This window comes from Mariniflexile sp., assembly GCF_052728615.1.
The window spans coordinates 1-14,510 of sequence record NZ_JBFVFE010000078.1 but is presented as its reverse complement, the minus strand read 5'-3'; the positions used below and the strand labels follow the sequence as shown (position 1 = coordinate 14,510).

Annotated in this window: 11 protein-coding genes; 7 read left to right on the top strand and 4 right to left on the bottom strand. The window is 36.5% G+C overall.

Annotated features, from left to right (window positions below):
- Positions 1 to 714, top strand: a 714-nt coding sequence (locus ACU1LP_RS17955; protein WP_445736957.1) for a hypothetical protein, incomplete at its 5' end; no start/stop codon positions are given.
- A gap of 104 nt (positions 715 to 818) precedes the next feature.
- On the opposite strand, the gene ACU1LP_RS17950 is transcribed toward ACU1LP_RS17955, so the two are convergent.
- The 4 genes from ACU1LP_RS17950 to tsaD form a co-directional block, all read right to left on the bottom strand.
- Positions 819 to 2,000 carry a THUMP-like domain-containing protein gene (locus ACU1LP_RS17950; protein WP_445734614.1) on the bottom strand — a complete coding sequence of 394 codons (1,182 nt, stop codon included), beginning with the start codon at positions 1,998 to 2,000 and terminating at the stop codon, positions 819 to 821.
- Positions 2,001 to 2,272: 272 nt separating this feature from the next.
- Positions 2,273 to 2,917 carry a DUF4159 domain-containing protein gene (locus ACU1LP_RS17945; protein WP_445734615.1) on the bottom strand — a complete coding sequence of 215 codons (645 nt, stop codon included), beginning with the start codon at positions 2,915 to 2,917 and terminating at the stop codon, positions 2,273 to 2,275.
- 28 nt (positions 2,918 to 2,945) lie between these two features.
- Positions 2,946 to 3,665 carry a 16S rRNA (uracil(1498)-N(3))-methyltransferase gene (locus tag ACU1LP_RS17940; protein ID WP_445734616.1) on the bottom strand — a complete coding sequence of 240 codons (720 nt, stop codon included), beginning with the start codon at positions 3,663 to 3,665 and terminating at the stop codon, positions 2,946 to 2,948.
- Positions 3,666 to 3,763: 98 nt separating this feature from the next.
- Positions 3,764 to 4,786 carry a tRNA (adenosine(37)-N6)-threonylcarbamoyltransferase complex transferase subunit TsaD gene (tsaD, locus tag ACU1LP_RS17935; protein ID WP_445736956.1) on the bottom strand — a complete coding sequence of 341 codons (1,023 nt, stop codon included), beginning with the start codon at positions 4,784 to 4,786 and terminating at the stop codon, positions 3,764 to 3,766.
- Positions 4,787 to 5,066: 280 nt separating this feature from the next.
- On the opposite strand from tsaD, the gene ACU1LP_RS17930 reads away from it, so the two are divergent.
- The 6 genes from ACU1LP_RS17930 to ACU1LP_RS17905 all read left to right on the top strand — a co-directional run bounded on the left by ACU1LP_RS17930 (position 5,067) and on the right by ACU1LP_RS17905 (position 14,429).
- A complete protein-coding gene (locus ACU1LP_RS17930; RefSeq protein ID WP_445736955.1) occupies positions 5,067 to 9,437 on the top strand; it encodes a translocation/assembly module TamB domain-containing protein in 4,371 nt (1,456 codons plus the stop codon).
- Positions 9,438 to 9,801: 364 nt separating this feature from the next.
- Positions 9,802 to 10,788 (top strand): 6-phosphofructokinase, encoded by a 987-nt coding sequence (pfkA, locus tag ACU1LP_RS17925; RefSeq protein WP_445732791.1) that lies wholly within the window; start codon positions 9,802 to 9,804, stop codon positions 10,786 to 10,788.
- A 17-nt stretch (positions 10,789 to 10,805) separates the two neighbouring features.
- Entirely contained in the window at positions 10,806 to 11,807 is a 1,002-nt protein-coding gene (gap, locus tag ACU1LP_RS17920) for a type I glyceraldehyde-3-phosphate dehydrogenase (RefSeq protein ID WP_445732792.1), read from the top strand.
- Between the two features lie 83 nt (positions 11,808 to 11,890).
- Positions 11,891 to 12,751: a BadF/BadG/BcrA/BcrD ATPase family protein gene (locus ACU1LP_RS17915; protein WP_445736954.1), complete on the top strand. Its 861-nt coding sequence runs from the start codon at positions 11,891 to 11,893 to the stop codon at positions 12,749 to 12,751.
- A 147-nt stretch (positions 12,752 to 12,898) separates the two neighbouring features.
- Positions 12,899 to 14,125, top strand: a complete 1,227-nt coding sequence (locus ACU1LP_RS17910; protein ID WP_445736953.1) for an ATP-binding cassette domain-containing protein — start codon at positions 12,899 to 12,901, stop codon at positions 14,123 to 14,125.
- A gap of 67 nt (positions 14,126 to 14,192) precedes the next feature.
- A complete protein-coding gene (locus ACU1LP_RS17905) occupies positions 14,193 to 14,429 on the top strand; it encodes a hypothetical protein (RefSeq protein ID WP_445736952.1) in 237 nt (78 codons plus the stop codon).
- Positions 14,430 to 14,510: the final 81 nt, after the last annotated feature.

Below are 14,510 nucleotides of genomic sequence, written 5' to 3'. Positions count from 1 at the left end.
GAGGAAGAACGGTTAAGGTTAGAAGCCCAAGCACTTGCCAAAAAGCAAGAAGCAGAGCGATTGGAAAAAGCACAGCAAGATGCCATTGCCAAAGTCAAAGAGGAGGAAAGAATAAAGTTAGAAGCCCAACAAGCACTAGCCAAAAGGCAGGAAGCAGAACGTGTTGAAAAGGAAAAACAGGACTCTATCGCCAATGTTAAAGATGAAGAACAAAAGAAACCAGCATTGAAAAAAACAAAAAAAAATGCTATTATAGAAGAAAACGAAGAAAAAGAAAGGCTGGAAAACATTGAGTTTAGAAACACCTGCCACTATGCCATGAATGAATATGATGCGATCGATAGAATAAAAATTGTTAGAACAGACCCTTATAAAATTAATGATGATTTAACCGTTGAGTTGTTCAAACGAGGAAGCAGTACCAATGTATTCTTTAACTTGAAAGCCGATTTGGGTTGTGCCAGTTATTTACCAAGCAACAGATCTTCTGTAAAAGTTAAACTTGAAAATAACCAAACCATAACGTTTTACCATTCTTGGGGTATGGATTGTGGTAATTTTGCCTTTAAAGCCATTCTGTCAAGGTCTCAAATGGCTTTGTTAAAAAATGCGCCCATAAAATCAATTCTGCTGCGTGGGACCAAAAATTCCCGTGAAGTAACCAATATAGAATACAAAGCGTTTTTTATGGATAAACTCAGTTGTATCGAGTAATAATCAAGACACTATCCTAAAATCTGTGTCCGGTTCAGCGCAATCGAAACCTATTTGAAGTTCGATTTTAAATTTTTTTGACAGATTACATATTGTTTAGGACTTCAATCTGCTTTTATAGTTTGTATGGCGATTTTGTTGTTTTCGTTATCCGTGGTAAAAAACAAATAGCACGAACCACCATCTTTAAGGTGCAGTTTTTTACGGAGTTGTTCCACTGTTTCAGGGAAATTCCGAGTCGTTATATTGGCTTTGCCTAGCGCCAATTTTTTCAGTTCTTTTTTATGGTAAGGAATAACATTTTCAATTTTAAAACGCCTTCCGGGGAAATCCATCAACATGTTACTTGTATATAAATGGGAGTGTTTGTGCAGTTTAAAAACATCCAGTTGATTGGTTATGGAATCAAAACCGCCCGCTTTTAAAATGGCACTATTGGGTTCATACAAATAGGCGAGGGGTTTGGAATATTTTGATTCTATCCCTTTTTCATCCTCAAAAGTAAAATTAAAATGTTCGTTATTTTCTTTCTTGATATTTACTGTTTCAATAGAAATAGCATCTTTAAACCCCTGCTCCAAAATAAATAACAATTCCTTCACTTCGTTATTCACAGCAACCACATGAATGGTTTTAACATGCTTCAGCTCACCAATGCCAACAGATAAATCAAGTAGGGGAGATGCTTTGACCATGATGTTTTTGGAACGTTTGAAAAGCAACTCCAAATGCTCGGGTACGTTCGGTAAACAATCGTTTAAAAAAAAGACTTTCCCTTTGCTGTGGTGTCTTCGCGAGGGGTCTATATAAATCCAATCAAAATGGGTATTGCTTTCTTTAATAAACGATATGCCATCCGTATTTTTTGTGATGATATTATTGGTTTGGAGTTGCGAATAATTATAGGTTACAATTTCAGAAAGTGCGTGGTCTATTTCACAAAAAACCACATTTTTAAACACTTTTGAAAAGTAAAGGCAATCTACTCCAAAACCGCCCGTTGCATCAATAATAATGTCTCCTGATACCAACCCCGATTTGTATGCTGCCGTATGTTCAGAAGATGTTTGCTCAATATTTAGCTTATTTGGGTAATAGATGTTTTTTTTATGGAACCAGGTTGGTAATTTCTTTTCACATCGTTTTTTCGCCTCTATTTGTTCAATGATATCTTTAGTTTCAACCAAAGGGAAATCTGTTCCTTTTAATAATAAAGAAGCACTATCCGAATTTAAATGGTTGCTTATAAATTCTTGAATTTCAGTATGTAATATATGCAAGTTCAAGAGGGCTATAGGTTTATTAAAAGTTGCTTGGTAATTTCCAATTTTGAGTTACGATTGATGATTAACGATTAACGATTTACGATTTACGATTTACGATTGATGATTTACGATTTACGATTGATGATTAACGATTGACGATTAACCAATGATGATTGTTTTTTGAATTTTTTAAACTTTGGACATTGGCAACTGCGACTGAATACTGCGACTGAGTGCAGCCCGCAACAGTGGGAATTCTCCCTTCGGGGGTTAGGGAGCTTTTTAGAGGGCTTTTAATTCTCAAACGCATATTTAACAATGTTTGCACCCATTTTCAGTGCTTTTTCCCTCACATCTGCGGGGTCGTTATGCACTTCGGGGTCTTCCCAACCATCTCCCAAATCGCTTTCATAGGTAAATAAAAGTACTAATCTGTCTTCACTGAAAATACCAAAAGCCTGTGGGCGCTTGCCATCATGTTCATGTATTTTGGGCAATCCGTTAGGGAATTTAAAGGGACTATTGAAAATGTCGTGATTGGAAGGCAATTCTACCAATTCTTTATCGGGAAAAACTTTTTTAAGTTCCTTGGTAATATAGGGTTCCATACCATAGTTGTCATCAATGTGTAAAAATCCTCCGGAGATTAAATAATTCCGAAGATTTTCGGCGTCTGCTTCATTAAAAAACACATAACCATGCCCCGTCATGTGCAAAAAAGGAAATTGAAAAATATCAGAACTACCTACTTCCACTTCTTGTGGTTTAGCGGTTATTTTGGTATTAATAGTATTATTGCAAAACGCAATTAAGTTACGCAACGCTGTAGGGTTTGCATACCAATCGCCACCACCTTTGTATTTTACTAAGGCAATTTCTTGGGAAAATGAGACTAAAGAATATATACTAAAGAATAAAGAACAAAGAAAAGTGCGCATTGTGTTTTCCATATAATATTTCAATAAATTAAAGCCTATTATCGGTCTCGTTTATAAAAGCTACCGAATGGCATGCGACAATAGCAGCGGTTTCGGTACGCAATCTGTTGGAGCCCAAAGTTACGGGAATAAACTTGTTTTTAATAGCCATGTCAATTTCTTTGGTGCTAAAATCGCCTTCCGGCCCAATTAAAATGGTAATATCTTGTTTTGGTTTTAGTTGCTGCTTTAAGGATTTTCTATCGGTTTCCTCGCAATGCGCCATAAACAGATCGCCTTTAAAATCCTGGTTTATAAAGTCTTTAAATGCTATGGCTTCATTAAGTTTTGGCACATAGCAGTTAAGGGATTGCTTCATGGCCGACTGTAAAATCTTTTCAAAACGATCGGGTTTTATTGTTTTTCGTTCGCTATGGTCGCAAATAATAGGGGTAATGGCATCCACCCCAATTTCGGTAGCTTTTTCCAAAAACCATTCAAAACGATCGTTCATTTTGGTGGGCGCCACCGCTACATGCAAATTATAATGCCGTTTAGGTTGTAATTCTTTGGAAACGATGTTCGCCAGACAGTTGTTTATATTAGCTAAGGTAATTTCCGCAGTAAACAACCAGCCTTTACCGTTGGTAATATGCAATAGGTCGCCCACATTTTTTCGCAAAACTTTTACAATATGTTTGCTTTCCTCTTTTTCAAAAGAAAATTGCTGGGTGTTTTCATGTATATTCGGATTGTAAAAAAGTTGCATTTTTAGAATTAAGAATTAAGAATTAAGAATTAAGAATTAAGAATTAAGAATTATGACATTAATATGCATAACTGCTAACTGCGACTGAATACTGCAAACTATATTTTCAATCGTGCCGAGGCAGCAACATTTTGTTCTGCAAAATCACCTTCCAAATACTTTAAATAGCCCACAATGGCAATCATAGCGGCATTATCGGTCGTGAATTCAAACTTAGGCACATAAGTAGTCCATCCAAATTTTTGCTCGCCATCCTTTAAGGCTTGCCTAATGCCTGAATTTGCCGAAACCCCACCACCAATGGCAATGTGGTCTATACCGGTTTCCTTTACGGCAAGTTTCAATTTATCAATAAGAATACCGATAATGGTATATTGAATGGAAGCGCAAATATCGTTTAGGTTTTCTTCAATAAAGTTTGGATTCTTCCGTGTTTCCTTTTGAATAAAATAAAGAATGCCGGTTTTCAAACCTGAAAAACTAAAGTTCAATCCATCCACTTTTGGTTTGGTAAACTTATAAGCTTTCGGGTTTCCTAATTTGGCGCGTTTGTCAATCTCTGGTCCTGCAGGATAGCCCAACCCCAAAATTTTACCGCTTTTATCAAAAGCTTCACCTACGGCATCGTCAATGGTTTCGCCAATAACGGTCATGTCAAAATAATTATCAACCTTAACAATTTGCGTGTGTCCACCAGAAATAGTCATGGCTAAAAAAGGAAATGGCGGTTTGTTAAATCCATCCTCATCAATAAAATGTGCTAAAATATGCCCTTGCATGTGGTTCACGTCAACAAGCGGAATATTTAAACCGTACGCCAACGATTTTGCAAATGAGGTACCCACCAACAACGATCCCATTAAACCAGGGCCTCTTGTAAACGCAATGGCATGCAGTTGTTTTTTTGTGATGTTGGCTTTTTTTAAAGCTTGGTGCACCACCGGAACAATGTTTTGCTGGTGGGCCCTAGAAGCGAGTTCGGGCACCACACCACCATAAGCTTCGTGTATTTTTTGGTTGGCTACAATGTTACTTAAAATGCGTCCGTTGTGTATTACGGAAGCTGCCGTATCATCGCAGGACGACTCAATTCCTAGGATATAAATATTTTGTTCAGCCATTACTTAAAATTAGGCACAATAATTGTTAATTTTGACACTGGATTAAAGTCCAGTGCAGCACTTTAAGTCGTAATTACAAAACTACTCATTTATTTTTTTAATGGAAGTTAAAAATCAGTTTAAGTGGTCGGCTTCAATTAAAAGTTTATAACATACAATTGTTGCGGAATTACAGTTTGTTCTTAATAAAATAATACCTTTAGCACCTATCAAGAAAATCTTCAAAATAGCATACAAAATAGCAGGTGTTTTTCTGCTTCTTTTCATCATTTTGGTGTTGGTGCTTTCTATACACGCAGTTCAGACCAGTTTGGGGAAATATGCTACCAAACGCCTTAACCAAGAATTTAAAACCAATATAAACATTAGCAGGGTAAGCTTGCAATTTAATGGCGATGTTGAGATTAAAAATGTTTTCATCCAAGATTTTAAAAAAGACACACTGATCCATATAGCGGAGCTAAACACCTCTATTATAAGCATTAATAACTTGATTAATGGCAAATTAACGTTTGGCGACATTGATGTAGAGCATTTGGTTTTTAACATTAAAACCTATAAAGGCTACAACGAAACCAACTTGGATGTATTTGTTAAAAAATTTGCGGATGATAACCCAACCAAGGTAAAAAGCAACTTTTTATTATCCTCCAGTGACGTTTCCATTTACAACGGTATTTTTAGGCTTACAGATGAAAACCGAGAAACCAGCAAACTAGTGGAATTTACAAAGTTGAATATTAATGCCACCAATTTTTTAATAAACGGTAGCGATGTAAGTGCCAGAATAAATACACTTGCGTTTAAGGACAGCAGAGGCTTGGTGATGAAAAATATGATGACGGATTTTGCCTATACGCTTACCGGCATGACGTTTGCTAATTTAAATGCAAAAACCCCACATTCCATTTTAAAAGGCGATTTGAAGTTTTCATACAACCGCGAAGACTTACAGTTTTTTACAGATAAAGTTTTGGTTACTGCTAGTTTTAAGGATTCCCATATTTTTTTAGATGAACTTAATACGTTTTACAACGAATTTGGCGAAAATCAATCGGCTAATTTCAGTGTGGATCTATCTGGTACTCTAAACGACTTGAAAATGAATAATTTAAAGTTGACTTCTAGCGCTAACACAAAAATTTATGGCGACATAGCTTTTAAAAATTTATTCAATAAGGAAGAAAACAACTTTTATATGGATGCCAAATTCAAAAATCTGTCTTCCACATATAGAGAATTAAAAGCCTTGTTGCCCAATGTTTTGGGCGCTACCATTCCAACAGCTTTTGATAAATTGGGAAAATTTGCCATTGTGGGCACATCGCAAGTAACGGCCACAGCAGTGGATGCCAATATTCAAATAGATACCGATTTGGGTTATGTGGATTCCAATTTACAAATTTCAAAAATCAATGATATTGATAATGCTTCGTACAAAGGAAAAATTGTTTTTGAAAATTTTGATTTCGGAACTTTTTTGAACGACCCCAATGTGGGAATGGCATCCTTGAATTTTGATGTAAAAGGACATGGGTTTACTGCCCAAAATTTAGACACGCAGGTTAAAGGGGATGTTTTCGAAATAGAATATAACCAATACAATTATACGGGCATTAAAGTTGTTGGAAATGTTAGAAACAAAATTTTTGATGGGAATCTTATAGCGAATGATAAAAATTTAAGATTGAACTTTTTAGGACTTGTGGATTTTTCTGAAAAAGTAAACAAATATGATTTTGAGGCCAATGTAGATTATGCCAATTTAAATGCGCTCAATTTTGTTAAAAAGGACAGCATTTCCTTGTTCAGCAGCAATGTGAAAATGAACATGAACAGCAGCAATTTGGATGATGCCTATGGAAAAATATCCTTTAGGAACACCGCTTATAAAAACCAGAACGACACCTATTATTTTGAAAAATTTGATATGTCATCACGATTTGAAGAAGATGTGCGTTTTATAGAAATAAACTCGCCCGATATTATTCAAGGCGAACTTAAAGGGCGTTTTGTATTTAAGGATTTAAAGAAACTTTTTGAAAACTCCATAGGTTACATATATACCAATTACACGCCGCACAAGGTAAACACCAAGCAAAGCATCGATTTCAATTTCAAGATTTACAATAAAATTGTTGAGGTGTTTTACCCGGAAATAGAATTGGGAAAAAACACCTTTATTAGAGGCCGGGTAGAAAGTGATGAGCGCCAATTTAAGCTTACCTTTAAATCGCCCCAAATTAAACTGCTCGATTATTTTGTGAACAATATTGAGCTTCAGGTGGACAACAGTAATCCGCTGTTCAACACCTATGTGGAAGCCGATAGCTTAAAAACAAAATACTACGATGTTTCAAAGTTTAGTTTAATAAACGTTACGGTAAACGACACACTGTTTATGCGTTCGGAATTTAGGGGAGGCAAACAGAACAACGACAATTTTAATTTAAGTTTTTACCATACCATTAATGAAGAAAAAGAATCGGTCATTGGTTTTAAAAAATCGGATATAACCATAAAAAACAATACCTGGTATATCAATGAAAAAAAAGATAGATTCAATAAAATCTCATTCAATAAACCTTTAACAAAATTCAATATAGACAATTTTAGGATCAATAGTGGAAACGAAGAAATCAAGTTTACAGGCTTTTTGAGAGATTCCACCCAAAAAGATTTAAAACTCAATTTTAAGAATGTAAACCTCGCCCATATCATTCCAGAAATAGACAGTTTAAAATTGGCAGGAAACATAAATGGAAAACTGGATATTGTACAGAAAAACGGAAATTATTTACCATCCTCAACCATAGTCATTGACGATTTTAAAGTCAATGATTACGAATTCGGCTCATTTGATGCCAACATAAAAGGTAACGAGAACCTTACAAAATACACGGTTGATATCGCTATTAAAGATGATGTTAAAAAGTCGTTCAGGGCCATTGGCGATATTAGTGTTAGTGGGCAACAGTCCAATATAGATGTAGATTTGGAACTTGACGCATTTACCTTAGAGCCGTTAAACCCGCTATTGTATGGCGTGCTTTCAAATATCCGGGGGCTTGCCACAGGAACAGTACATGTAGTGGGCAATTTAAAACGGCCAGACATCAATGGCGACCTTTTATTAAATAAATCTGGTTTTGGTGTGCCTTATCTAAATGTCGATTATCAATTTGCCGATAAATCTTCCGTAACCTTAAAAAACCAAAGTTTTATTTTTAATAAAATTCAAATTACAGACACAAAGTTCAAATCCAAAGGGCAAATCAACGGCTCATTAAGTCATGTAAACTTTTCAAAATGGCGCTTGGATTTAAACCTGGCCACACAAAAACTTTTGGTTTTAGACACTAAGGATACAGATGGTGCAGTATATTATGGTACTGGTTTTGTGGGCGGTAGGGCAAAAATTGAAGGGCCCACGGACCAGCTGGTTATAAGCGTAGTGGGCGAAACCAAACCGGGAACCGTTTTTAAAATCCCTTTAAGCGATACGGAGTCTTTTGGAGATAATAGCTATATCCATTTTATAACCAAAGAAGAAAAAGAAGCCAGAAAAAGAGGTGTTGATATTGTTTTTAATGAGATAAAAGGTTTGGAATTGGATTTTGATCTGGATGTTACAGAAGACGCCGAAGTTGAGATCATCATAGACAAAAACTCTGGGCATTCCCTTAAAGGACGGGGAATAGGAGGTTTGTTGGTAGAAATAAATACCAACGGTAAATTTAATATGTGGGGCGATTTTGCGGTATTTGAAGGCGTCTATAATTTTGCCTATGGTGGCTTGATCCAAAAGCAATTTACTGTACAGCCAGGGGGTACCATTGCTTGGGATGGCGATCCTTTAAAAGCCATTTTAAATATGAATGCTATTTATAAAACCCAGGCAAACCCCTCGCCATTGCTTGACAATCCCATAAATAGAAGTATTCCCGTAGAATTGCAAATTAGTTTGAGCGGTGATCTGGAACAACCAAAACCGGAATTCAATTTTAAGTTCCCAACGGTAAACTCTACGGTAAAATCGGAATTGCAATACCGATTGGAATCGGAGAACGACCGACAAAACCAAGCCCTTTATTTATTGTCCACCGGTTCTTTTTCACGGGGTTTGAGCGAGCTTAATTTTTCGGGCACCATCGCAGAACGTCTTAATGGTATTATAAATGGTATATTTACCACGGGCGACAGCAAACTTAACATCGGTATTAATTATGAAGCTGCCGAAAAGAGGCCGGATTACCAAACAAGCGACCGGGTGGGCTTTACGGTACAGACACAAATAAGCGATAGAGTACTGATCAATGGTAAGGTGGCAGTGCCTGTTGGTGGTGAAGGCGCCTCAGAAACCGTTATTGCGGGCGATGTTGAAATAAACTTTCTGTTGAATGATGAAGGCACTTTAACCGCCAATGTGTTCAACAGGGAAAATAGCATCCGTAATTTTGGTGAAGCCATAGGTTATACCCAAGGTATAGGGATTTCATACAATCTGGATTTTGATACCTTTAAGGAACTTATTAGAAGTTTATTGAAAAAGGCCAAAAAAGAAGATGAAATTACCATTGAAACAGAAGAGGCAAAAGAAACCAGTGCGTTGCCGGAATTTGTTACCATTAAGTCTCCATCAAAGAATTAAACAATGATGTGCAATAACGTGGAATATGTGCATTCCACGGATTATTGTGGCGTAGGTTATCCCCTTAAGGGTATTAAAGGGGTGTCATCCGTTTTTGAATAATACCCATTTCTTTTCAAATTTGGAATTCGTGTCAAATTTTTTTTAGAAGCTAAAGAAAAAGGCATTAAAGCACCTTGGTTTTAACTATTTTTTGAGACCAATAAATCGCTAATTTTCTTTATTAAAAGATTCAAATTTGTATTTCTGGTTTTTTTTTGTTAACTAAAACGTTATAGTTTGTTAAGTACCATTAAAATAGAATAAATGCTATAGATATGTGGTTTTTCTTTAGTAATTTTACCTTTGGATAATAGAAGAATTAATGTCAAAAACAATAAAAAAATTAGCAGTTTTAACATCTGGAGGAGATTCTCCTGGAATGAATGCCGCCATTCGTTCGGTAGTTAGAACCTGTGCTTACCATAATATAGAATGTGTAGGTGTTTATCGCGGCTTTGAAGGTCTCATAGAAGGCGACTTTAAAGAAATGAATGCCCGAAGCGTTAGAGGTATTATCAATAAAGGAGGTACCATATTAAAATCTGCACGATCAAAAGAATTTAGAACTAAAGAAGGTAGAGAAAAAGCGTACCAAATGTTGGTTGAAGCCAATATTGACGGATTAGTGGCCATTGGAGGCGATGGAACCTTTACGGGTGCCATGATATTCAATCAGGAATTTGATTTTCCGGTTATGGGAATCCCTGGGACTATTGACAATGATATTGTGGGAACTTCACATACCCTTGGTTTTGATACAGCCTTAAATACCGTAGTAGATGCCATCGATAAAATTAGGGATACGGCAAGTTCCCATAATAGGCTATTCTTTATAGAGGTGATGGGGCGCGATGTGGGCCATATAGCATTAAACACAGGAATTGCCGGAGGTGCGGAAGAGATTTTAATACCTGAAGAAGATTTAGGTCTGGAAAGACTTGTTGATTCATTAAACAAAAGTAGAACATCAGGAAAATCATCCAGTATCGTGGTGGTTGCCGAAGGAGATAAAATAGGAAAAAACATTTTTGAGCTAAAAGATTTTGTCGATCAAAACATGGAAGGCTATGATGTTCGGGTCTCTGTATTGGGGCACATGCAACGTGGTGGCTCGCCATCGTGTTTCGATCGGGTTTTGGCCAGCAGAATGGGCGTAAAAGCCGTAGAGTCCTTATTGGAAGGTAAAACCAATTACATGGTAGGGTTAATGAACAATAAAATGGAATTAACACCTTTGGATAATGCCATTAAAGGAAAAACAAAAATAAATTTAGAATTACTGCGTGTCTCAGATATTATGAGCACTTAACATTTATAAACAAGATTATGTCAAAATTAAAATTAGGAATTAACGGATTTGGTAGAATAGGCAGAATTGCTTTTAGGGTAGCAGTTGGCAGACCAGATATTGAAGTAGTGGGAATCAACGATTTGTTGGATGTAGAACATTTAGCATATTTATTAAAATATGATTCAGTTCACGGTCGTTTTAACGGCACCGTGGATGTTAAAAACGGTAACTTGGTTGTTAACGGAAAAGAAATCAGGATCACCGCAGAACGCAACCCAGAAGATTTAAAATGGGATGCCGTTGGCGCCAGTGTGGTTTTAGATTGTACCGGTATCTTCACTTCTTTGGAAGGGGCTCAAAAACACATTACAGCAGGAGCTAAAAAAGTAGCTATTTCTGCACCATCAGCCGATGCGCCAATGTTTGTAATGGGCGTAAACCATAAAAAAATTACTGCGGCCGATACTATCGTATCAAACGCATCATGTACCACAAACTGTTTAGCACCATTGGCCAAGGTTATTAATGATAACTTCGGAATTGTAGAAGGATTAATGACTACGGTTCACGCAACTACTGCAACACAATTAACAGTGGATGGACCTTCTAAAAAAGACTGGAGAGGTGGCCGTAGTGCTTTGGCAAACATCATCCCTTCATCAACAGGAGCTGCAAAAGCCGTTGGAAAAGTAATCCCGGAATTAAACGGAAAATTAACAGGCATGGCATTTAGAGTTCCAACACCGGATGTTTCAGTCGTTGATTTAACCGTAAGAACTGAAAAATCGGCTTCTTGGGCAGAGGTTAAAGCAGCACTTAAAAAAGCTTCGGAAGGAGAACTTAAAGGTGTTTTAGGGTACACGGAAGAATCCGTAGTGTCCCAAGATTTCGTTTCTGAGTCTATGACCAGTGTGTTTGATGCCGATGCAAGTATTGCTTTAAATGATAATTTCTTTAAATTAATATCTTGGTACGACAATGAGTTTGGATATTCCACTAAATTAGTTGATCTTGCTCAACATATCAGTAAAATATAATTTAAAAAAAATATTAACTATGAACTCCGCAGATACATTGTATTAATTACAAGAATCTGCGGAGTTTTTTTATTTCAAACCATATGATTTTAATTGTTGATAGTGGCTCTACCAAAAGTGATTGGATTGCTGTAGATAATAATGGTAAACAACTTTTAGAGAAGCTGCGTACAAAAGGTCTGAATCCTGAAATTTTAAAGGAAGAAAAACTAAAGAAGCTAATTAAAAAAAACGCAGACTTAAAAGCACATAGAAAAGAAGTGACGCATGTGTTTTTTTATGGTGCTGGTTGTGGTACCGATAGAGGTAAAGAAATGGTTTACAACGCCCTTACAGAAGTGTTCCCGAATGCCTTGGTAAGAGTGGAAGAAGATACTTGGGCAGCCGTTTATGGCACCATTAATCATGATACGGAAGCAGCGGTGGTCTGTATTTTGGGTACAGGCTCTAATTGCAGTTATTATGATGGTAAAAAATTACACCAAAGGGTACAATCTTTAGGTTACATTTTAATGGATGATGCTGCTGGAAATTATTATGGAAAGGAACTTATCAGGGATTATTATTTTAACCACATGCCCGAAGATATTAAAGTAGCTTTTGGCAGCAAATATAATTTGGAAGCCGATTATATAAAATACAATATTTATAAGCAACCAAACCCCAATGCTTATTTAGCAAATTTTGCCGAATTTATGTTCCTGAACAAAGATTCAGAATATATTGTGGAACTTATCAAAAAAGGCATCCGCCTATTTGCGAAAAACATGATCATGCAGTACAAGGAAGAACTTAAAACCGTTCCTGTACATTTTGCTGGATCCATCGCTTATTTCTCACAAGAAGAAATAAAGGAAGTAGCTAAAGAAATGGGCTTTACGGTTGGTAATTTTGAACGCCGGCCTATTGAAGGACTGGTGGCTTTTCATACCAAAAACCTGTAAAAAAAAACAGCATTCATAACCTTAATGGTAAAAAAAGTTTTTTATATATTGAAACCAGACCTCACAGAGGTTTTAAAAACCTGTGAGGTCTTTTTACGAATAACCCATTTACGGATAATATTTTAGTTTAAACAAAAATTGACCTACTTGAAAAACCATATAGCCATATACATTACCAACAACGATGATAAACAACGACTTATCGAACGTATCGTTTCTGGCGAAGTTTTTGAAGGTTTTGCAAATTTAAAACACGCTCTTTTTTCTGAAATTACGTTGGATAAATTTATAGATGAAGAAATGGTCCATGGGCGTTTTGATGTGCTTACCGAAAAAAAAAACAGTTTGCTCCATGCTTCCGAAGGCGAACGTAAAAAAGCTTTATTAAACCATATTATTCTACAAAACCCAGATTATATTATTGCCGATAATGTTTTTGGAAATTTAGATGCGGCCAAACAAGCCGCCATTGAAAAAACATTGGCAGCATTAAGCAGTAAAACTTTAATAGTTCAGATTACAAATAGGAAAGAAGAGGTTTTGTCAATCATAGATAGAACCTATACTTTACAAAATGATACGCTTGTAGAATTTAACCAAGTTGAAGCGTTGGATACAAACAAACCCATAACTTTTGTTGAGGCGTTGCCACAACCATACCGTCCTATTCCAGAACATATCGATCCGTTGGTAAAATTCAATAAGGTGTCCGTTAGTTATGAAGGAAGACCTATTTTAAACGCTATTTCTTGGGAAATCAATCGCGGCGAGTTTTGGCAGTTAATAGGTGCCAATGGTTCGGGGAAAAGTACCATGTTGAGCATGATTTATGGCGATAACCCAAAAGCTTATGGACAAGATATGATGTTGTTTGGAGTAAAAAAGGGGAGTGGCGAAAGTGTTTGGGATGTTAAGAATAAAATTGGGTATTTTTCGTCGGACATGATAAGAGGTTTTAAGCGGTTGGATTCTATTGGCAACATGGTCGTGTCCGGTTTTTTCGATTCGGTGGGGTTATATCAAACGCCCACCAACGAGCAAATCAAAATAACGGGGCAATGGCTGCATGTTTTACAGATGTATCATATTAGAAAGCACAACTTTTTGGAATTATCAAAAGGGCACCAACGTTTGGTGTTAATAGCCAGAGCCATGGTAAAACATCCGCCTTTGCTTATTTTAGATGAACCCACCAATGGACTGGACGATTTTGATGCGAAACTCTTCTCAGAACTTATAAATAAAATTGCTAAAGAAACCGATACCGCTATTTTGTATGTGTCGCACCGAAAAGAAGCAGGATTAAACCCCGATTTTATTTATGAATTAACCCCAAATAGAACGGGTTCTACAGGACATAAAACAAAGGTTTAACAGGGTGCACGACAAATTGCATATTTCAAAAAAAGCGTATATATTAGATTTAAAAAAAGTAGTTTTTATGACCGATTTAGACAAAATATTAGCGATTGTTGCCAAGCACTATCAAGAATGGGAGCAAAACCCTTCAAGAATGGAAAACGGGTATCAATATGAGTCAACTTTTGCAAGTATGACCCAAGAGATGGAGAAAGAAATGCTGGAAGTGTCATTGGGAAAGGTTCCTGCAAGCCGTAACAAAAAAAAAAAACCGTTACGAGATTTGGGACCCTCGACGTCCCAAAAAGCCACGTCCTAGGTAGGAGCATTGGAAATTTACAGATCAGTAGCCTTGCCCAAGAAACCATGTGCCGTTTTGGACAGAGCGTTGTTTTTGAAG